The sequence below is a fragment of the Paraburkholderia sp. 31.1 genome (assembly GCF_014397645.1).
GTDB classification, from domain to species: Bacteria; Pseudomonadota; Gammaproteobacteria; order Burkholderiales; family Burkholderiaceae; genus Paraburkholderia; species Paraburkholderia tuberum.
In genome coordinates this window covers 161,409-181,787 of record NZ_VZQN01000003.1, presented here as the reverse complement: position 1 = coordinate 181,787, position 20,379 = coordinate 161,409, and the positions used below count along the sequence as shown (strand labels likewise).

The window sequence follows — 20,379 nt, the reverse complement described above, 5'->3', positions numbered from 1 at the left end:
TGCGCAATTCGCCAGTGGCGTGCCGCGATCGCGGCGCGGCTGACAGAATGGCACCGGCCATTTCGTACAGCAGGAGATTGTCTGAGTGACCCCTCTCCTCCCGATAAAGTAGGCGTCTAGCATGAGTGAATACTTCACACCTCTGTCATGCATTTGCGCGCCCAAAACGACGTTCGCGCGCCCGATATGATGCGAGTGCGGCATCAAGCGCGGCGTCGTCAAAATCTGGCCAGAATATGTCGGTGAAGTAGAGTTCAGTGTACGCGAGCTGCCATAGCAGGAAGTTGCTGATGCGCTGCTCACCTCCGGTCCGGATCAGCAGATCGGGTTCCGGCGCGTACGCCATCGCCAGATATTGCGCGAAGCTGGCTTCGTCGACCGGCACGGCGTGACCATCGACGGCACTCCGTGCGGGTAGCTCGCTTATAGCGTGAAGGATATCCCAGCGACCGCCGTAATTCGCCGCAATGGTCAGCGTCATACGTGTATTGTGGGCGGTTCTGATTTCCCCTCGCTTCACGAGCGCCCGAAGGTGCGCATCGAACGCCGATAGATCACCAACGACGCGCAAGCGGATGCCATTCTTGTGCAACCGTGCCGTTTCACGCTGTAGCGTCGCCCCGAACAGACGCATCAGGAACGACACTTCGTCCTCCGGCCGGCGCCAGTTCTCCGAACTGAATGCAAACAGCGTCAGGAATTCGACGCCGCGCCGCGCGCAGCCCTCGACGATCGCGCGGACCGCTTCGACACCCTTCACGTGACCGGCCACTCGGGGCAGCTTGCGCTGCGCCGCCCAGCGGCCATTGCCGTCCATAATGATTGCAATGTGCCGCGGCACATCGGTCACGGCCGGTACGCTAACGGTCGAACTTTTATGGATCATGGGAACCGCCGCGAGTCAGGCGGAACACGAAAGTCCCCGAAGGTCATGAAGGTGCCCCTGGACCCTTTTCCTGGTGATCAACTCGACCGCCACCAAATCACGTGGACATCGGCTGGGCCACCGGACGAAATGGACAATCGTATGGTATGCAGACGAAACTGAAAGGATGCTTAAGACGGAGATACTCCGAGTTGTGCGTCGAAGGTCGTGGGCGGACCAATGCGTGACGGGCAAGCGCGGCCGGTCATGCTTCGGGGCGATATTGCAATATGATTGACGATAGTAGACGTCGTGCTGGGCCACTGTTTGATTCGTCGACATTCCGCGCGACGAAGGGAATAGGATTTTATCCTTGGCCTGATCTAGACGCCGTCGCACAACGACCTGGGAGTGTCCGGAATTTTGTGTAAACGGGTTGAGGTTTAACCCGGCACCAGCCGCTCTTCGAACTGGATCGTGAAGCGGTTCAGTGCGGCCTTCCAGTCGCGGATCGGCATCGTCCACTTCTTGCTGATGTTGTTCAGGAAGACGACCAGCATCAAGCGCGTAATGCTAGGCGCTACGCAGTTCCATGCGAAGGCGCCGGCGTCGACCGGCCCCTTCCAGATAGTCGCGGCACCGCTGTCTGACGGTGTAATCGCCTGGGTGCGCAGCCGCTGATTCCCGTTCTCCGCAGTGTCGAAGGTTCGGTTCCGGAATCGCGTTCGACGCGCTTCGTTTACCACGCAGCGATCGCTGCGGCAAATGAGGTCGACGGCCACTCACGAGCTTCACCTGTCGCATGCGACCGTCGATCGGCGACTTATAGCGATACCTCCATGACTTGCGGCTCGTTGAAGCCTGGTAGGCGTAGGCCTGGAAATCCCTCAAACGTCATGTGCTTGCCGCTCGGCAGCTTGGCCACGGCACGTGCATCAAAGCGCATTCTTCCCTCGGCGCAGGTTTTCCGCATAACGGCACAAAAACCTACGCCAGCATCACAAGTTTGGGTAAGCGGAGACACGCATCGACACACCAACCGACGGGCCTGAAGCGTTAATATTTTTCTTAAAATTCAGTTACTTGCGGTATATCCTGGGAAGGCTTTGGGCTTACCGAGACAAGCCTGAAAACATGGTTATTCATTCTCGTCGAAGTAATGCCCGAACTTCAGCTGCTTCGTGCGGATATACCGCTCGTTTTCCTCGCGCATCGGAATCGCGAGCGCGACACGCTCGCACACCGGAATGCCGTGCTTCGACAGCGTGTCGAACTTTTCGGGATTGTTACTCATCAGCCGTACCGACGTGACCTTCAGCGTGCGCAGGATGCCCGCGGCCGAATCGTATTCGCGTGAATCGTCGGGCAGGCCGAGATCGAGGTTCGCTTCGACGGTATCGCGCCCCTGCTCCTGCAGCGCATACGCGCGGATCTTGTTCGACAGACCGATGCCGCGTCCTTCGTGCCCGCGCAGATACAGCAGTACGCCGCAACCCTCTGCCGCGATATAGCGCAGCGCGAGATCGAGCTGCTCGCCGCAGTCGCAGCGATAGGAGCCGAGCACGTCGCCCGTCAGACATTCCGAATGCAGGCGCGTCAGCACCGACGACTGGTTGGCGACATCGCCCATCACGAGCGCGAGATGTTCGGCGCCGCTGTCGACCACGCGAAACACATAGGAAGTGAACGTGCCGTAGCGCGTGGGCAGCGTGGCGGTGGCGTCGAGCACGACGCATTCGCCGGTGACGGCGCCGTCCGCTGCGGGCGAGGGATCCTGAGACGTGAGCATGGCGTTGAACAATGGTGCTGGCATGAACCCGGTCGAGCCGGGGATAAGGTGTGGACTGCGAGTTTACCGCTAATCCGCATGCAGCACGTGGATGCCCCTTCGCTTGCACGGGACGCTGCCCCGCGACAAGCCGCACCAGGCATACGCCCATCACGCGAAACACGAGCCCGAGACCCGAAACAAGCCCGCGCGGACCGCGTCAATCCAGCGGGCATCGTCCGGCGCGCCCGAGGTATTCCCGGTGTACCGCGGGCGCACGTCGCGCCTATACTGGTATCGCCTGTCCCTCACGACAGTGCGCCACTTCGGCGTGCTGCATTGCGAAACGGAGCCGCTCCATGACAAGCGTTGCACAGCTTCTTAAAACGAAACCGAACCCCTCCGACGTCTACACGATCGGCGCCGACGATTCGGTCTACGAGGCGATCCGGTTGATGGCCGAGAAAAGCATCGGCGCGCTGGTGGTGACTGACGGCGACAGCATCGCCGGCATCATCACGGAGCGCGACTACGCGCGCAAGATCGTGCTGATGGACCGGTCGTCGAAGGCGACGCCGGTGCGCGACATCATGAGCAAGGCGGTGCGCTTCGTTCGTCCGAACCAGACGACTGAAGAGTGCATGGCGCTGATGACCGAGCGGCGCATGCGTCACCTGCCTGTCATCGACAACGAGAGGCTGGTCGGCATGGTGTCGATTGGCGACCTCGTGAAGGACATCATCGCGGAACAGCAGTTCACGATTCAGCAACTCGAGTTCTATATTCACGGCGAACGGCTCTGACAGGCAGCACGGTTTTCGCTGAGCGACACCGCATCGATCATCCGCGCGGGACCAGACGCAAAAAAAGCCCAAACCTCTAAGAGCTTGGGCCAAGCTACCTTGCGGCAGCGGAGGTTCCTTCGGAAAGAGGAACGCAACTCGCGCGGATGACACGCTCTCGGGCGCATGAGTGCGGCGCGCTCGTTTGAAACAGTACCGGGTATGAAACGCTGTGTGCGCCGTCAAACGACGCGCACACAGATTCTGCTGCCTGCTTGGTTACCGAAATTAGTTACCGAAATAGACGCTCTTCGGGCCGCTCATCGGCTGCTTCATGCCGCCCGCCTGGGTCGATCCGCTCATCGGCGCGCCGTAACCGCTGGTATCAGCGCTCGGCTGGGTTTGCGCGACGGCCGGATTTTGCGCTTGCACGCGCTGCTCGGCGGCCTGGATGTCGGCCGGATATTTCGGGTCGCTCGAGGTCGCCGGGTTGTAGCCCGCGTGCTCCAGCTGGATCAGTTCGCTGCGGACTTCCGCGCGGGTGACCGGCTGCTGGGTCGACTGCGCGAACGATACGACTGGCGCGGCGACAAGGGCCGCAATGGCAACTGCCTTGATCAGCGATTTCATGGTGACTTCCCTCCAATGTGGTTTTATCTGCATCGCCTACACCTCGGTGTCCAGCGAATGACTTGAGTCTAGTCACCGCACTGCCAAGGGAAAACCCTTAATTTCGAGATAGAAAATTGCTCGGTTCGCAACGATCTCGGGAAATATCGTGGAACCGCCTCCGTTAGCATGATCTTCGGGGTAACAATTGCCCGGATCGTCACCTTTGCGTCTGATGTTTCCGAAATACGTCTGATCGAAGAAAAAATTCGCCCGCACGCACGCCGAAACGTCTGAATCGATGTACGCGCGTAGCTGCGACGTCATGCGCCCGAATGCGGAATCGTCAGTAGCTTGCGCGGGCCGCTGACGAACGCGCTGCCCGGCTCGAAAAATCGCAACGGACGGTGCATCTCGCGCGACAGGCCGATGCGCGTCGTCACGCCGATCGGCGCGTCGCCAGTCTCGATCACGCCGATCCATAGCCCCCGCCCCGTACACAAATCGCGGCCGTCGAGCGCCTGGCCGATGCCGAACGCCACCGTCAGCCGGCCGGGTCCGCGCGCAAGATCGCGCAGCGGCACGCCGGGACGGCGCGCTTCCATCAGCGCGAGTCCTTCGAGCGGTTCGATCGCGCGCAGCAGGATGCCGGCGCCGACCTCCTCCGCTTCGGACGACATGTTGAGCATGTAAGACACGCCGTAGGTCAGCCGCACATAAGCATGACCGCGCGCGAGGAACATCGACCCGTTGTACGGACGACGTCCGATGAACGCATGGCTCGTCGAGTCGCCGAGCGGATACGCCTCGGTCTCGACGATGCGTCCGCTCAGGCGTCCTTCGGGCAGATCGTGCACGAGATATTTGCCGACCATGAAGCGCGCGAGCTCCACGGTATCGATCGGCAGATCCTCGCGGCGCAACGGTCGGATCGGAAGAGCTTCGTTTCGCATGCGCTGGGTGTCCTTGAGTCGGTGCTGAAATCGGTGCTGAAACCTACAGCCTCGCGACAAGCGCGCAGTCGCCCCACTCCCACGTCATCGACCGGTTGCGCTCGACAAATTCGTTGTACCGAAGCCTCATTTTCTGCGCCATGGAAGTCAACATGGCACCAATTGTTGTATTGTGTTCATCCGGCCGGTCACACGGCCGTTTGCATGTTTCGGCGCGCGCTTCGCGGCTCGCTGAAACCGCGTGTCGGCTGAAAGGAAAGCGTTCGCAGACTGCTGTACCTGTTCCATTGGCATGGAATCCCGCCGTACCCGCTGGTGTAAAAAAATCGACCCCATCCGGGGATCGACGTTCTACGACAACAGGAGATGGTTGAATGAAAGCATTCTCGGCAATCAAGATGATCGGCGGCGCACTGGTCGTTCTCGCTTCCCTCAACGCGTACGCGCAAAGCAGCGATGCGGCCGCGACCGCAGCGCCGGCGGCAACGGCACCGACCACCAAGCAGACTCGCGCGGCTAATCGCGCGCTGCAGAAGAAGGTCCGCGCGACGCTCGCACGTACGAAGGGCCTGAGCGTCGGCAATATCACCGTGCGCGCACGCGAAGGCGCCGTCACGCTGGAAGGCTCGGTGCCGGAACAGGCTCAGATCGAACTCGCGACGAACGCCGCTCAAGGCGTGGCAGGCGTGACGTCGGTGAAGAGCGCGCTGTCGATCCGCGCGATGGGCCAGTAATCCGGTCGAACGGCCGAAGAAGTTGCGGTAACAGCAGCAAGCTGGCGTCGACGGCGGAAAGCTCCGCCGCGACGCCAATTCCCCCTCCGATGCAGCGCTCGACACCATTGCCTCACGGTGCGGCCATCGCACCATCCGACGCGGCGATTCCCCGCGCCCCCGAAACCGCGATATTTTTAATGCGCTACGCGCGTCGCGACGACGACCCGACCGCGTGGCGACGGCTTCTCGTAACGAGTTATCCCCGATAATTTAATAGCTTAACGTCACTTGTTAAGATATTACTTCAAGTTCACACACGCACCGAAAGGAAGGCCGCATGACTTCGTCCGCGACCGTCTTGCCTCGTTGGACCCTCGTCGCGCCGATCGTTAGCTGGATCGTGCTCGCCGCCGCCTACGCGATGCCGGGCAACACGCTGCTGCTCGCACTGGCCGGCATGTCGCTATGCGCGGCCGTGTTTGCCGCCGTGCATCATGCCGAAGTGGTCGCGCATCGCGTCGGCGAGCCGTTTGGCACGCTGGTGCTCGCGGTCGCCGTCACGGTGATCGAGGTGGCGCTGATCGTCTCGGTGATGCTGACGTCCGGTCCCGAGAAAGCCGGCCTCGCGCGCGATACGGTATTCGCGGCCGTGATGATCGTCTGCAACGGGCTCGTCGGGCTGTGTCTGCTGGTGGGCGGCATCCGCCATCTGGAACAGGACTTCCAGAGCCGCGGCGCGGCGGCCGCGCTGGCGGTGCTCGCGTCGCTGTCGGTACTGACGCTCGTGATGCCGAATTTCACGACCACCAGCCCCGGGCCTGTCCTGTCGCCGTCGCAGCTCGCGTTTGCCGGCGTGTCGTCGCTGGTGCTGTACTGCGTGTTCGTGTTCGTGCAGACGGTGCGCCATCGCGACTACTTCCTCGCCGGCGTGCCCGACGAAGACGTCCATGCCGAGCCGCCCGGCGCGCGCCTCGCCGCCATCAGCGGCGTGCTGCTACTCGTGAGCCTCGTCGCGGTCGTGCTGCTCGCGAAAGTGCTGTCGCCGGTGGTCGAGTCAGCGGTGCTGAGCGCGGGCGCGCCGCCGGCGGTGGTCGGTATTGTGATTGCGTCGCTGGTGCTGTTGCCGGAAGGACTCGCGGCGCTGCGCGCAGCGCGCGCCGACCGTCTGCAGACCAGCCTGAACCTCGCGCTCGGCTCGTCACTGGCGAGTATCGGCCTGACCATTCCCACCGTCGCCGGCGTGTTCCTGTACATCGGTCAGCCCATCGTGCTCGGCATCGATGGCAAGGACATGGTGCTGCTCGCGCTCACGCTGGTGGTCGCCACGCTGACGCTTAGCACCGGGCGCACGACGATTCTGCAAGGCGCCGTGCATCTGTCGCTGTTCGCGGCTTATCTGTTTCTGTCGTTCGCGCCGTGACGCGATGCCTTATCCGGCACGGGCGGACGGCAACCTCACTCTTCCCAATGCTCGGCGATCCAGTCGCGGAACAGATTCAGCTTCTGCTGTTGCGCGACTGAGTCCGGATACACGAAGTAATAGCGCCAGCCGGTCTTCAGCACGGTATCGAACGGCCGCACGAGGCGCCGGGCGGCGACGTCCTCGTCGATTAGCGCGAGGTCGCTGATCGCGACACCGAAGCCCTGCGCGGCGGCGTTGGTCGCCATGTCGAGCGTATCGAAGCTCGGGCCGAGCTCCGCGTCGATCGTCGCGGCGCCCGCCGAATCGGCTTCCGCGACTTTCGCGAGCCACATCTTCCAGTCGCGGTGATCGCGCGTCGGATGCAGCAGCGTGTGGCGCCCGAGATCGGCCACCTGCGCGAGCGGCTTGTCCTTCAGCAGCTCGGGCGTGCAGACCGGCGTCAGACGCTCCTCGAACAGCGACACCGCCTGCACGTCCGCACCGGGCGACGAACCGTAGATGATCGCCGCGTCGAACGGCTCGCTCTGGAAATCGACGTCGTGCTGCCAGGTGGTCGTGATCTGCACGTGCAGATCGGGATAGTCGGACTGGAAGCGCATGATCTTCGGCAGCATCCAGCGCATCACGCAGGTCGGCACCTTGAGCGCGAGATCGGTGCGCTGCCTCGTCAAGCGCAGCGACATTTCCTCGATCCGCGCGAAGCTCTCCTTGACCGCCGGCAGCAGCATTTCGCCCTCGGCGGTCAGCGTCAGCCCCTTTGCGTGCCGCTTGAACAGCGGAAACTTGTAGTACTCCTCGAGCGCGATGATCTGCCGGCTCACCGCGCCTTGCGTCAGGCACAGATGATCGGCGGCACGCGTGAAGCTGCGATGGCGCGCGACGGTTTCGAAAATCTGCAGCGCGTTGAGCGGCGGTAGGCGTCGCATCGGATGTCCAGGATCAGAAAAAATCATTGCGTGGCTGCGGCAGCGCCCCTCGCCGCCCTGCCCGTCAAGCCCACAGCATACGCGATCGGCTATGCGCGCACGAGTGGGCGCGCAGGCAAACCCGCATGCGTTCGACTCATGGCATGCGTGAAAAACGCCTGTACCGAGGAATGTCGCACCGGCGCGGTGCAAAAAAGCCTTCAGCAATCGCACCAGAACCGAGCTTTCCTCATACCTCGACGCACGCTGGATTTCCTCAGCCAGATCTGGACGTTAACCCGCATACGCCATCGCCCGTAGCTTCCCGGCGCGTCGCCAAATCGCTCGCCACCGCGTTCGCCGGCGGCGAGCCATGAGCGTACGTCATGCGATCCATGCGCATATTTCGATTGTTGCGTGATTTTGGCAAACCTACAGTGCATCCACGCACGGTATATCCGGCAGCGGTCACGGCGAATCATGGGCAACGGGCGTTCAACACAGGAGACCGCCATGCAGCAGATCAAACGGGGTAGAAGGCAGGCCATCAAGACGATCGGTACGGCGCTCGCGGCATCCGCGCTGCCGATGCCGTTCCTCAATCTGCGCGCGCAGGAGCACAACTTCAGCGGCAAGACGCTGCGCATCCTGACGTGGTCGGACGATACCGGCACGGCCGCGCTGCGCAACATCGCCGCGACCTTCACGGCGAAGACCGGCGCGAAGGTCATCGCCGATCGCGCCGACGGCACCTCCGGCATGGTCGCCAAAGTCAAGGCAGCGGGCGAGCGCCCCACCTATGACGTGATCACGCTCGCCGGTGTCGGCGCCTCCGGCCTCGCCGACGCGGGCCTGCTGATGAAGCCCGACCTCGACCGCCTGCCGAACCTGAAAGAAGTCGCGCCGCCATACCGCACCGGCGCGAACGGCTTCGGGGTCGGCTATCTGCTGTGGTCCGACGGCCTCATCTACAACACCGCGACGGTCAAGACGCCGCCTTCGTCGTACGAGGCGCTGTGGGACCCGAAATACGCCGGCCGCATTTTCCTGCCGCCGCCCGAGTGGGCCGAAGCGGTCGATCTCGCGATCATCGCCGCGAAGATGAACGGCGGCTCGCAGCAGAACATCGAGCCCGGCTTCAAGAAGCTCGCGCAGCTCAAAGACCGCGTGATGACGCTCGGCGAGAACCCGAACCAGGTGGCCGACCTGTTCCGCACGGGCTCGCTCGACATCGGCGGCATCTACTCGCCCGCGTTTTTCCCGGATCAGATCCGCAAGCCCGAATACAAGATGGGCGTGACCTACGGCATGAAGGAAGGCTTCGCGACGCAACTGATGTTCACGGTGATTCCGAAAGCGCATCCGGGCGACACCGACCTGATTCACGCGTTCATCAATCACTCGCTCGACGCCGGCGTGCAAGGCCGCATGGCGGCCGATGTGCTGAACGGCCCAGTCAATTCGAAAGCGATGATTCCGGCCGAGAGCCGCGCGTTCGTGCCGAGCCCGCAGCAGATCGCCGAGAAAGCCGTGCTGCATGACGATAAGGCGCTCGCCGCCGTGCAGCCGGCATGGATCAAGCGCTACACCGAAATCTTCTCGGCGTAACCACGATGCTCGCGCGCTTCCCGCGGCGTGCCGCGATGATGCCGGACGAAGCGGCGCCGGGCCCGACGCCCGGCGGCGCTGCTTGCGCTTGCGCAGCCGTCGAGACTGCCGTGCCCGACCCCGCTGCCGGCGCAACGACGCTCGCGAAAGCGCGCCCGTGGCTGCTGCTCGCGCCGATCCTTGTGTTTCTGGCGATACTCGGCGCGGCCGCGCTGGTCGTGCTGCGCATGAGCTTCGGCACCTCCGGCAACGAATGGCGCAGCTTCACGCTGCAGAACTACGCGGACCTGCTCGACGGCTACTTCCTGAAATCGTTGTGGCTGACGCTGCGGCTCGCGTTCCAGAGCATGCTGTGCGCGGTCGTGCTCGCGATTCCGGTCGCGCTCGCGATGGCGCGCACGACATCGCGGCTCGCGCGCCGGCTGCTGCTCGCGGGTGTGCTGCTGCCGCTGCTCGTCAATCTGCTGCTGCAAGGCTATGGCTGGCTCGTGATCCTCGGCCCGGCGGGTCTGCTCAATCACGCGCTGCTCGCGAGCGGACTCGTCGAGCGTCCGGTGATGTTGCTGTATCGCGAGCATGGCGTGCTGCTGGGGCTGATCCAGACCGCGTTTCCGCTCGCCGTGCTGCCGCTGTCCAGCGCGATGCGCGCGGTGTCGATCTCGTACGAGGAAGCCGCCGCGACGCTCGGCGCGACGCGCTGGCAAACGCTGCGTCACGTGCTGCTGCCGCTCGCGATGCCGGGCCTCGTGTCGGGCGCGCTGCTGGTGTTCGCGTACAACGCGAGCGCGTTCGCGGTGCCGCTGCTGCTCGGCGGCCGGCGTGTGCCGATGCTCGCGGTGCTGGTGCACGATCAGGTCGCGCCGCTCTTGAACTGGCCGGCCGCCTCCGCTTCCGGCGTGGCGCTGATGATCGCGACGCTCGCCGTAATGGCGCTGTCGCAACGGCTCGTGCGCCGCACCCAGCGTCTGACCGGGGAGCCTCACGCATGAGCACGCCGCTGCCGACCTCGCGCCTGCCGCGCATCGAACCTCGTTCGCCACGCTTCCCGCGCCTGCCGCAGACGATGCCCGGCCAGCTCGGCCGCGCGACCGCGCTCGTCGCGGGCGTGGTGCTGTTTCTCGCCGCGCTGCCGATCCTGACGATGATCGCGATGTCGTTCAGCGCGGCCGACACGCTCGAATTCCCGCCGCACGCGTACAGCCTGCACTGGTACCGCGCGGCGTGGCACAGCTTCGTGTCACCGGACGCGACCGATACGCTGTCGATGGGCGCCGCGCTGAGCACGAGTCTCGTCGTCGCGCTAGCGACGATGCTGATCGCGACGCTGGTCTCCGTGCCCGCCGCGTACGCGCTGTCGCGCTACCGTTTTCGCGGCAAGCCGATGGTCGAGCAACTGGTCGCGCTGCCGCTCGTCTATCCGCTCGTGATGCTCGGCCTGTCGCTGCTGCTGGTGTTCAACGTGCTGCCGGTCGAGCTGGGCGTCGGCCGTCTGATCATCGCGCATGTGATCCTGGCGCTGCCGTTCACGGTGAAGAACTGCGCGGCGTCGGTCGCGTCGATCGGCCCCGAGTTCGAGGAAGCCGCGCTCGTGATGGGCGCGAGCCCCGGCCGCGCGCTCATCGACGTGGTGCTGCCGCTGATGCGCCCCGGCATTCTCGCCGGCATGCTGTTCGCCTTCATCGTGTCGTTCAACGAGTTCACGGTGACGTTCTTCCTGTACAGCATCGATACGATGACGCTGCCGGTATGGCTCTATAGCCGCACGGTGTCGTCGCTCGATCCGACCGTGTTCTGTTTCGCGGTGGTCATCGTCGTGATCGACTTCGCGCTGATCTGGCTGCTCGAAAAGCTGATCGGCGACGAAGGCGTCGCGCTGTGAACCCGCCACCTTGCTGGAGCCTCCGATGACCCATCTGACCTTGCAGGCCGTCACGCGGCGCTTCGGCGCCGTGCATGCCGTCGACGACGTCGACCTGAGCGTGCCCGACGGCAAGCTCGTGTGCTTTCTCGGCCCGTCCGGCTGCGGCAAGACCACGCTGCTGCGGATGATCGCAGGCCTCGAAACGCCGACCGAGGGCAGCATCCATTTCGCCGGCCGCGACATCACGCGACTGCCGGCCAACCGGCGCGACTTCGGCATGGTGTTCCAGTCGCTCGCGCTGTTTCCGCATATGACGGTCGCGCAGAACGTCGCGTATCCGCTGAAGCTGCGCAAGGTCGCGAAAGAACGGCAAACGCGCGCGTCGCCGAACTGCTCGAACTGATCCAGCTGCCGCACATGGCGAACCGGCCGGTCACGCAACTGTCGGGCGGGCAGCGCCAACGCGTCGCGATCGCGCGCGCGATCGCTTCGGAGCCGCAACTGCTGCTGCTCGACGAACCGCTGTCCGCGCTCGACGCGAAGCTGCGCGAAGCGATGCAGGTCGAAATCCGCCTGCTGCAGCAACGCCTCGGCATCACGACGATCATGGTCACGCACGACCAGCGCGAAGCGATGACGATGGCCGACGAGATCGTCGTGATGGAGAAAGGCCGCATCGCGCAGGTCGGCAAGCCGCTCGACATCTACCGCGATCCGGTCAGCGAGTTCGTCGCCGACTTCATCGGGCTCGGCAACATTCTGCCGGTGCGGTACGACGGCGCGGGCGTCGTGAGCCTGCCGGGCGGACGGCGCATCGCGGTGACGCCGAACCCGAGCGCGCCGCTCGCCGATGCGCGGCAGCCGGGTGCGGCCGGCGACGCGATCCGCCTGCTGGTTCGCCCCGAGGACATCTGCGTGAAGGCGGCCACGGAAGCACCGAACCCGAACCGGCTGCCCGGTACCGTCACGTTCATTCGCGACGTCGGCGCCTCGCTCGAAGCGACGATCGATTGCGTGGGCTTCACGCTGACCGCCGCGACCACGCCGCGCGAAACGCCCGGGCTCGCGCTCGGCATGCCAGTGCTCGCCGAACTGCCGCCGCACGCGTGCAAGCTGATCGCCGCGCGCGCCGCCTGATACCCGAACCCATCACACGGCTTTGCCTGAATAACTACCGTATTACGACAGAGGAACACATCATGAACCAGCGCCCCGCTCTCCAAACGACCCGCCGCGTGTTCGCGACGCTCGCCGCGACGCTCGCGATGACCGCGCTCGGCGCGCTGTGCGCACTGCCGTCGGCCGCGCATGCCGACGCGCTCGACGACATCGCGAAGTCGGGCACCGTGCGCATCGGCGTATTCGAGGACTATCCGCCGTTCGGCTCGATCGGTCCGGACATGAAACCGGTCGGCTACGACATCGACGTCGCCAATCTGATCGGCAAGGCGCTCAACGCGAAGGTCGAACTGGTGCCGGTCACCGGCGACAACCGCATGGCCTTTCTCGCCGACCACAAGGCCGACATGTTGCTGTCGGTCGGCCAGACGCCCGAGCGCGAAAAAGTGATCGACTTCTCGCAACCCTACGCGCCGTACTACCTCGCGGTGTTCGGCCCGAAGTCGCTGCCGGTGAAGACCGCCGCCGACCTCGGCGGCAAGTCGATCTCGGTCGCGCGCGGCACGCTCGAAGACCTGAGCGTGACGAAGATCGCGCCGCCGTCGGCGAACATCAAACGTTTCGACGATCCGAACGGCGCTATTTCGGCGTTTCTTTCTGGTCAGGTACAGTTGATGGTGGTCGGCAACGACGTCGGCGCGACGATTCTCGCGCGGCATCCGGCGAACGATCCGGAGCAGAAGTTCGCGCTGTTCAGCTCGCCCGATCACGTCGGTCTGAACAAGAACGAGCCGCGCCTGAAGGCGAAGGTCGACGAAACGATTGCCAAGGCCCGCAAGGACGGCACGATGAACGCGATTTCGCAGAAGTGGCTGCGCGCGCCGCTGCCGGCCGATTTTTGAAACCTGTGGCGTGGCGCCGTGAAGGCCGCGCCGCGATCTGATCCTACGATGGGCACGAGGCCATGACTTACGCGTTCGATTTCAGCGGCTTCGGCCTGTATGCGGGGATGCTCGCGCGCGGCGCGGCCGTGACGCTCGGCCTCACGGCCGTATCGACCCTGGCGGGTGGGCTGGTGGGGATCGCCGGCGCGAGCATCGCGGCGGCCGGGCCGAAGTGGGCGCGCTGGCTGGTCGCGAGCTACGTCGAGCTGATCCGCAACACGCCGTTTCTGGTGCAGTTGTTCTTCGTGTTTTTCGGCCTGCCGAGCCTCGGCATTCATATCGACGAGATAGAGGCCGCGATTCTCGCGATGACCGTCAATCTCGGCGCGTACGCGATCGAGATCGTGCGCGCCGGCATCGATTCGATTTCGCGCGGTCAGGTGCAGGCCGCGCAGGCGCTCGGCCTGCATGGGCGCCAGGTGTTCCGCTACGTCGTGCTGCCGCAGGCGCTCGCCAACGTGTTTCCCGCGCTGCTCGGCCAGGTGCTGATCGTGATGCTCGGCTCGGCCGTCGTGTCGCAGATCTCGGTGCCCGACCTGACCTATGCGGCGAACTTCATCCAGTCTCGCAACTTCCGCTCGTTCGAGAGCTACGTGATCATCACGGCTGCCTATCTGCTGATGTCGATCGTGTTGCGGCAGCTGTTGAACCGCTTCGGCCGCGGGCTGTTCGCGGGCCGCGCGGCGCGAGGTAACAACCGCAGTAGTAGCGGCAACGACGGCTTGCCGCGCAACTGGCGCAGCCGCCTGATGTGGCGCGGCGCGCGCACCTTGCCGACGGAGCGCTGATCATGGTCGAATTCACGCTGTGGGACATCGCCCGCAACCTGCTGCTCGCCGCGCGCTGGACCGTGCTGCTGTCGCTGATCGCGTTCGTCGGCGGCGGGATCGTCGGGCTCGTGCTGCTCGCGATGCGCGTGTCGCCGATCGCGTGGCTGCGCCGCGTCGTCGTGCTGTACGTCGAGGTGTTTCAGGGCACGCCGCTCTTGATGCAGCTTTTTCTCGCCTTCTTCGGCTTGCCGCTCATCGGCATCGACGTGTCGCCGTGGGCCGCCGCGACCGTCACGCTGACGCTCTATACGAGCGCGTATCTGGTCGACATCTGGCGCGGCTGCGTCGAAGCGGTGCCGCGCGGTCAGTGGGCCGCGGGTGCGAGCCTCGGCATGACGTTCGGCCAGCAGTTGCGCTACATCGTGTGGCCGCAGGCGCTGAAGATCGCGGTCGCGCCGAGCGTCGGTTTTCTCGTGCAGGTGGTCAAGAGCACCGCGCTCGCGTCGATCATCGGCTTCGCCGAACTGACGAAGACCGGTACGATGATCACGAATGCCGCGTTCCGGCCGTTTCCGATCTACGGCATGGTCGCGATGATCTACTTCGCGATGTGTTTTCCGCTGACCTGGTATGCTCGCGTGCTCGAAAAGCGGCAGAAGGTGGGACAGCATCGGTGACCCTATCAACAAACGTGTTTGTTGTTGTCACTCCGGTCGATTTTTGGGGACCGGAATTGGCACAACACTGGAATGCGGAAGATGATCCGAATAGGCTTGCTTCGCTAGCGGCACCAGCGTCGTATCGGTAAATAATGTATCGCTCGGGAGACTCGTTCCGCCCGCTATTGGGTATCAGTACGACTAACCCTTTCGGATCGAGATAAATGGCGGCTGGGCGTTCGCTCTCGGCGAAATCGACGCGCTCCCATCGCCCCGCCTTCGTGTTGTAGCGGATCGCAACGCCTTGGAGATAGTTCGATGTGAATTCGCCGGATATCACGAATACGCGCTCCTTTGAACCGATACATGCCACCTGTATTTCATCGCCCCGCGATTGATCCTCGTCCCCCGCATAAAGTCGTACCGGCGCGGTGCTGTTCTTGCTGAGATAGAAAACCGCCGTGCTATCTATGGGATGATCGCGCAGCAATGCGAGCGTATGACTCTGATCGCTTCCGAGTCCGCAACGCGTGACCACTTCCATACCGATAGCGGATTGCGAATCGGCGACGTAGCCAATACACAGGATCGCGATAAAGGCGGCTATTCTCATTTCACCGTATCCGGAAGGGGTTGCATTGAATCGGATCGGCGCTCAGGCCGTCCGCGCACCCCGTGATTTTCTTATAGTAGACGCCGTTGGACAGGCCGCGATAGCGTTTACACGCTGCATTTCTCCATTGGATTTCCTCGTCAATTTTCTGGCAATGCCCCACAATCTGTCTCCTTGTGCCAAATTCCTCCCCCGCAACCAACCGAAATCATTGAAAGGTTACAACGCATCGGCGTGTAACCCTTTTTTTGTTTTTGCGACTTTCTACTAATTGTCAAGACCTGACCCAACTCACGTGTGATGCAATGGCATCGTTGCGTGCCCGGTATGCCGGGCCGCCGATGGATGCGCTTACGGTGGTGGTGAACCGGTGCTGTGATGGCGTCAAGCCGACGCCTGATGAATACCGGGCCGCTATGGAACAGGCGGATGAGGCCGGCAGGCGCGAACAGCTGTTGCACAACTGCTGGAGAAGATCGCAGCGGAACAGCGCATGTGGCATCGTGGCGGATCGCCCCTGAGGCCCACTCTCTGGAATCACGCGTAACCGCGAAAGGCCCGCTCGCCGGGCCTTTTCGCAGGCAAAGCCCCGCCGAAGCGGTGGTAGCGAGCCGAACTCAGAGATCAACGAAACGCGGCAACAGGTCTTGGTCGGCGAGGCGGATTTCGATATCATTAGCCGAATTGACGTGCTCCCGGTTGTTCACGTCAAAGACTTCATCCGTCACGCTGACGATGATCGTGCCTTGCTGCTTGCCATCGCACATGACAGGGATAAGGGCGCGCGCTTCGGGCACTTGGGCGGCTGTGAGAGCGTGCGGTAGGTAGAGCATCCAGCTTACGCCGGGACGATTATCGAAAACCGAGTTGGCAAAGTACTTGCGTGGACCGAAGATGGCATAGGACGGCGCATACACTTCTACGACTTTCGTGACAATCTGCGCGACGGCTTGATACCCCCCAAGTCGAGATGATTCATTTGATCTTTCTTTGACATTAAAGTCGAATTGTTGGGAGAAACCATCTCCACCATCGATAGATATCGTGAATGAAGCACCATCTTTCTGTGCCGCCCCATTCCAAATCCCAATTGATTTTGGATCATCCCTCGATTTTCCCTTGTATTCTTTTGTCATCTCATCAATGGCCGTAGGCAAAGGTTGACGATTCTCTCCGTAAACGCGATACCGAAGCGCTTCCTCGGCGCTGCCCCCCTGGATATACCACTCCTTAAGCATTGCATCTTGACTTGCAAGTGCATCAACTACAGGCCTTAAGCGACGCAGATGAAATTCGAAGTCGGCATTGGGTAAATTGGGCGTATCCCTATACTGAGCAAATAGATTCATTGCGATCTCAAGGTTGGTAGACAGAAGGGACGCCGTTTTTCAGCAGCGTTGGCATTATGTATTCCCTTGCTTTAGGTGTCCCAAAATACCACATCAATCTCGATGGAGGGTTGGCATTCACTTTCTTCGCCTGCTCTGCGATGGTATCGGCCATACTTTTGAATCCCGCAAACCAAAAGACCGGTTCATCGTCTTCATCTAGGAACTGATCGTAGTCATCCTTTGCCTCTTGCAATAGGCACTGTGCCGTCACAAAGCCATCGAAATCAGTTCCAAGCCACGCCCACTCCTGATTCCAACCACCGCGAGTCTCGCGGCCTTTGGCGTCAGTGTCGATCCCATATGCTTTTCCGGTGATACGGGCTTGATAACGCCGGGACTTCGGACTCATACCGTACCTGCGCGTGATTTCATCGCCCTTCTCTGGTGGGCACTTGCATGGCCTTTCGCGCTCGCGGCTCCGGTCACGCGGTAGTTCGCCCCATCCGCCGTCTGCACCCGCGCCAGTTCCGCTGCTGCCCGCAGGACCAGCAGACGGTGCGGTGGTGGGGACCGGAATAGGTATTGGCATTGCCTGCGCCATTGCGTTTGCTGCGCGTGCGAGCGTCGCCGGGAATGGAATACCCATCAGCGTTTCTCCTTCATTTCCTGTTGTCTTTTACCCGTCGCCTGTAGCAGCATTTCGAATCGCTGTTCAGCCGGAACGCCTGATTTGTGCAGCCATGCTATGACCGCCGGAATCCAGTAAAACCCCGGCGTGGTTGCTTCCGCATACAGGAAATCGACTATCGGCACGTCACGCGTAAAGCGGAGTACCTTTGTTTGCGCGAAGGCCGCATTAAGCCGGTCGCGCAAGGTCGGATCATTGGCCAGCGCGGGATAGTCGCGCACGATATGACCACGGATAAAGTCCACATAGTTACGGTCTTCGTAGTCTTTCAGAAGCGCCCATTGTCCTTCAGTAAATTCCATTGTCGTTGATGGTGAACCGTCGTCCTTCGTTGAGGTAGTGCCAAGCTTCGGCAGCCCTGAAAAGATCGCGCTCGCTCTTGCCGTGGCATACCGCATTGAGCGCATGCAACACCCTGGGGTCCCAGAAGCGCAGCAGAGCGGATCGTCCGTCCGGTATTCGGGTATTCAGGTGCGGGCGCAGCTTTGCGGCCTGCCTCTCCAGGCTCTCTGAGGTGATCAGCCAGATCACGCCAGGGCGGGCCTGTTCGAGTTCGCGCAGGTTCGCAAGATGGTCGGGGGTCGTCTTCGGATCAAACAGCCACGGCCCCGCGTGTGCGAGTGCCATGTCGTTCGTGCCCGCGAACAGCGAAACCGTCCTATCGTTTTCGGGCGTGAGTTGCTGGCCGGTATGCTGCTGGTACTGGATGCCATCCACTAGCGCCAGCACGTGGCCACTAAAGTGCCGTTCCCCATACTGGCGAAGCTGCTCATTGACAGAGGTGGGAATCATCAGCGTTCCAGGGTCATCGCGCCTTGCCCGGCAGCGTGGATCATGCATTCGAGACAGATAGACGACTGCGGAAGCGCCGACCGGGGCGTTGCGCGGTGGATCGATAACGGGCCTTTTTTCTGCGCGGAATCAGGGGAGCGTCCGCGACAATCGCATGCCCACGCGTAACCGAGGGCCTCGGCCATGTCGTAGCCGTTTGAATACGACCGAAGCCTATCGAACGAGCGCTGTCCACTGGCTCGTGAGCCTGGGCAGCGATAAATCGGTGTCAGGCCGCCGCGTTTCCAACGGCATTTGAGCCCGAGCCCGGCGAGGACGGACGGAAAGCCTGCCAATGGGTGGCGGGCGTGCCGGATGGTTGATCATCTGCGGATGGTCATTCACTTGAACGAAACCCAGATACGAACCCTGGAACAGGTGCGCGCTGTACTCGACGGAACTCAAGCCTTGGTATTCGCTCCGGCTACCGATGCAGGTGCCCGCTGCGAGTGGATTGCGTCGGTCCTCAAACGCTTTCGCTACGGTCACCTGAAGCGGGGCGATCGCGGGCTGCTATTGCGCTATCTGCGCCGCTTTGGCGGATTCAGCCGCGCCCATCTCACCAGGCTCGTGCTGCGCTGGCTCGACGGCAGCAACCTGGTCAGCCCCAAACGTAAGGCCCCGCCCAACGCCTTTGCGCGACGCTATACGGAAGCTGACCTGGACGCGCTGGCCGAGGTCGAACGCGAGTACGGCCGGCTATCAGGACCGGCCACGGTAGCCGTGCTGCGACGCATGTATCAGCTCTATGATGACGAGCGTTTTGTCCGGCTGCAGCAGTTGTCCTCATCGCACCTGTACAACCTAAGGCGGTCCGCCTCGTACCGGGCCCGCCATACCGTGCGCACGAAGACACGCAGCGATCCCAAAGGCGCCGCCATTGCCATGCGGCGTGCGCCCACGCCGGAGAACCGCCCCGGCTTCATCCGCATCGACAGCGTGCATCAGGGCAACTTTCGCAGCGATCGGGGGCTGTACCACATCAACGCGGTGGACTGCGTCACCCAGTGGGAGGTGGTCGCCAGCGTGCAGACGTTAGCGCGCGAACACATGCTGCCCGTACTGCGCGACATGATTGACCAGTTCCCGTTCCAGATCCTGGGGTTTCACAGCGACGGCGGCACCGAGTACATCAACTACGAGGTGGCCGACATGCTCGAAAAGGAACGCATCGAGTTCACCCGGTCCCGCCCGCGCCACTGCAACGACAACGCCCTGGCGGAATCAAAGAACGGCAATGTCGTGCGCCGCCAGTTCGGTTACTCGCATGTTCCGGCCAGTTACGCCGAACAGTTCAATGCCTTCTGTTCCGGACATCTGAATCCGTTTCTGAATCTGCATCGGCCGTGCCTGTTCGGCACCGAGGTGCCCGATCCGCGCAAGAAGGGCCGCACACGCCGGGTTCACCGGCACAAGGATGTGATGACTCCACTGGACAAACTGCTCACGCTGCCAGACGCGGGCAGCTTCCTGCGCGAAGGCATTACCGTCGACAGCCTGCAACAGCAGGCCCGCAGCCAAACCGACATCGAAGCCGCACGCCAGGTCCGCGAAGCCCGTGAGGCGCTGATGGACCCCATTGCCGTCGAAGTGCGCGCCCGATACGGCGATGTCTGGAGCTACGCGCGTGAAAGCGCAGCCTAGTCCCTATATTGGCCGCGCAGGGGAAGCGGCTACGGGCTACGCCCTCCACCGCTTCCCCTGCGCAACACGCACGCCACATCGATCAACATTCAATCGACCCATGCCTTTAAACTGATGGCTTCAATCAACGATCAACTATCAGGAATATCCGCTTCCCGTTCCCGCTCTCCAGGCTCATTTCGGTATTGGAAAGCTCTAATTCTGAAGGTTTCAGGCACATTCTTGCTGGCACAGGACTAAAATGATTGCATCGAGCCGCCTGTGCCGTTATTGATTGACGCCGATTAGTA

General features: G+C 62.5%; 20 protein-coding genes and 1 pseudogene. 11 read left to right on the top strand and 10 right to left on the bottom strand.

Going from position 1 to position 20,379, the window contains the following annotated elements:
- Positions 1-145: 145 nt before the first annotated feature.
- The 3 genes from uppS to ribA form a co-directional block, all read right to left on the bottom strand.
- Positions 146-886, bottom strand: a complete 741-nt coding sequence (gene uppS, locus F6X37_RS03105) for a polyprenyl diphosphate synthase (RefSeq protein ID WP_090805968.1) — start codon at positions 884-886, stop codon at positions 146-148.
- Between the two features lie 422 nt (positions 887-1,308).
- Positions 1,309-1,647, bottom strand: coding sequence for a hypothetical protein (locus tag F6X37_RS03100; RefSeq protein ID WP_187610312.1), 339 nt, complete (start codon positions 1,645-1,647; stop codon positions 1,309-1,311).
- Between the two features lie 356 nt (positions 1,648-2,003).
- The gene (ribA, locus tag F6X37_RS03095; RefSeq protein WP_090805969.1) at positions 2,004-2,654 is read right to left on the bottom strand and encodes a GTP cyclohydrolase II; all 651 of its coding nucleotides are present in this window, start codon (positions 2,652-2,654) and stop codon (positions 2,004-2,006) included.
- Between the two features lie 338 nt (positions 2,655-2,992).
- Between ribA and F6X37_RS03090 the strand changes: the two genes are divergently transcribed.
- Positions 2,993-3,436: a CBS domain-containing protein gene (locus tag F6X37_RS03090; protein WP_090805971.1), complete on the top strand. Its 444-nt coding sequence runs from the start codon at positions 2,993-2,995 to the stop codon at positions 3,434-3,436.
- Between the two features lie 267 nt (positions 3,437-3,703).
- On the opposite strand, the gene F6X37_RS03085 is transcribed toward F6X37_RS03090, so the two are convergent.
- Both F6X37_RS03085 and F6X37_RS03080 read right to left on the bottom strand, forming a co-directional pair.
- The gene (locus F6X37_RS03085) at positions 3,704-4,045 is read right to left on the bottom strand and encodes a DUF4148 domain-containing protein (RefSeq protein ID WP_187610266.1); all 342 of its coding nucleotides are present in this window, start codon (positions 4,043-4,045) and stop codon (positions 3,704-3,706) included.
- Positions 4,046-4,347: 302 nt separating this feature from the next.
- Complete coding sequence (locus F6X37_RS03080; protein WP_184067218.1) at positions 4,348-4,977, bottom strand: DNA-3-methyladenine glycosylase; 630 nt, start codon at positions 4,975-4,977, stop codon at positions 4,348-4,350.
- 374 nt (positions 4,978-5,351) lie between these two features.
- Between F6X37_RS03080 and F6X37_RS03075 the strand changes: the two genes are divergently transcribed.
- Together F6X37_RS03075 and F6X37_RS03070 are read left to right on the top strand one after the other, a co-directional pair.
- Positions 5,352-5,711 (top strand): BON domain-containing protein, encoded by a 360-nt coding sequence (locus tag F6X37_RS03075; RefSeq protein WP_187610265.1) that lies wholly within the window; start codon positions 5,352-5,354, stop codon positions 5,709-5,711.
- Between the two features lie 319 nt (positions 5,712-6,030).
- Complete coding sequence (locus tag F6X37_RS03070; protein WP_184033990.1) at positions 6,031-7,113, top strand: calcium:proton antiporter; 1,083 nt, start codon at positions 6,031-6,033, stop codon at positions 7,111-7,113.
- Positions 7,114-7,148: 35 nt separating this feature from the next.
- On the opposite strand, the gene F6X37_RS03065 is transcribed toward F6X37_RS03070, so the two are convergent.
- Positions 7,149-8,042, bottom strand: a complete 894-nt coding sequence (locus F6X37_RS03065) for a LysR substrate-binding domain-containing protein (protein WP_090805978.1) — start codon at positions 8,040-8,042, stop codon at positions 7,149-7,151.
- A 492-nt stretch (positions 8,043-8,534) separates the two neighbouring features.
- Here F6X37_RS03065 and F6X37_RS03060 point away from each other — a divergent pair, with 492 nt between their 5' ends.
- The 7 genes and pseudogenes from F6X37_RS03060 to F6X37_RS03030 all read left to right on the top strand — a co-directional run bounded on the left by F6X37_RS03060 (position 8,535) and on the right by F6X37_RS03030 (position 15,000).
- The gene (locus F6X37_RS03060) at positions 8,535-9,629 is read left to right on the top strand and encodes a PotD/PotF family extracellular solute-binding protein (protein WP_187610264.1); all 1,095 of its coding nucleotides are present in this window, start codon (positions 8,535-8,537) and stop codon (positions 9,627-9,629) included.
- Positions 9,630-9,634: 5 nt separating this feature from the next.
- A complete protein-coding gene (locus F6X37_RS03055; RefSeq protein WP_187610306.1) occupies positions 9,635-10,618 on the top strand; it encodes an ABC transporter permease in 984 nt (327 codons plus the stop codon).
- A complete protein-coding gene (locus F6X37_RS03050; protein WP_187610263.1) occupies positions 10,615-11,508 on the top strand; it encodes an ABC transporter permease in 894 nt (297 codons plus the stop codon). The genes F6X37_RS03055 and F6X37_RS03050 overlap by 4 nt, the downstream gene beginning before the upstream one ends.
- A gap of 25 nt (positions 11,509-11,533) precedes the next feature.
- Positions 11,534-12,627, top strand: a pseudogene (locus tag F6X37_RS37835) (ABC transporter ATP-binding protein).
- A 62-nt stretch (positions 12,628-12,689) separates the two neighbouring features.
- On the top strand, positions 12,690-13,511 hold the full coding sequence (locus F6X37_RS03040) for a transporter substrate-binding domain-containing protein (RefSeq protein ID WP_187610262.1): 822 nt from the start codon (positions 12,690-12,692) through the stop codon (positions 13,509-13,511).
- A gap of 62 nt (positions 13,512-13,573) precedes the next feature.
- A complete protein-coding gene (locus F6X37_RS03035) occupies positions 13,574-14,341 on the top strand; it encodes an amino acid ABC transporter permease (RefSeq protein ID WP_187610261.1) in 768 nt (255 codons plus the stop codon).
- Positions 14,342-14,343: 2 nt separating this feature from the next.
- Positions 14,344-15,000 (top strand): amino acid ABC transporter permease, encoded by a 657-nt coding sequence (locus tag F6X37_RS03030; RefSeq protein ID WP_187610260.1) that lies wholly within the window; start codon positions 14,344-14,346, stop codon positions 14,998-15,000.
- Between the two features lie 1,212 nt (positions 15,001-16,212).
- Here the strand turns inward: F6X37_RS03030 and F6X37_RS03025 are convergent.
- Genes F6X37_RS03025 through F6X37_RS03010 form a run of 4 tightly spaced genes read right to left on the bottom strand, consistent with a single transcriptional unit; the run spans position 16,213 to position 18,406 of the window.
- Positions 16,213-16,944, bottom strand: coding sequence for an immunity 52 family protein (locus F6X37_RS03025; protein ID WP_184069333.1), 732 nt, complete (start codon positions 16,942-16,944; stop codon positions 16,213-16,215).
- A 7-nt stretch (positions 16,945-16,951) separates the two neighbouring features.
- Positions 16,952-17,572 (bottom strand): restriction endonuclease fold toxin 5 domain-containing protein, encoded by a 621-nt coding sequence (locus F6X37_RS03020; protein WP_187610259.1) that lies wholly within the window; start codon positions 17,570-17,572, stop codon positions 16,952-16,954.
- Positions 17,572-17,916 carry a hypothetical protein gene (locus F6X37_RS03015; protein ID WP_187610258.1) on the bottom strand — a complete coding sequence of 115 codons (345 nt, stop codon included), beginning with the start codon at positions 17,914-17,916 and terminating at the stop codon, positions 17,572-17,574. The genes F6X37_RS03020 and F6X37_RS03015 overlap by 1 nt, the downstream gene beginning before the upstream one ends.
- A complete protein-coding gene (locus F6X37_RS03010) occupies positions 17,903-18,406 on the bottom strand; it encodes a DUF4123 domain-containing protein (protein ID WP_187610257.1) in 504 nt (167 codons plus the stop codon). Before F6X37_RS03010 ends, F6X37_RS03015 begins: the two co-directional genes overlap by 14 nt.
- 354 nt (positions 18,407-18,760) lie before the next feature.
- Between F6X37_RS03010 and F6X37_RS36605 the strand changes: the two genes are divergently transcribed.
- The gene (locus F6X37_RS36605) at positions 18,761-20,089 is read left to right on the top strand and encodes an integrase catalytic domain-containing protein (protein WP_187610256.1); all 1,329 of its coding nucleotides are present in this window, start codon (positions 18,761-18,763) and stop codon (positions 20,087-20,089) included.
- The last annotated feature ends 290 nt before the right edge of the window (positions 20,090-20,379 follow it).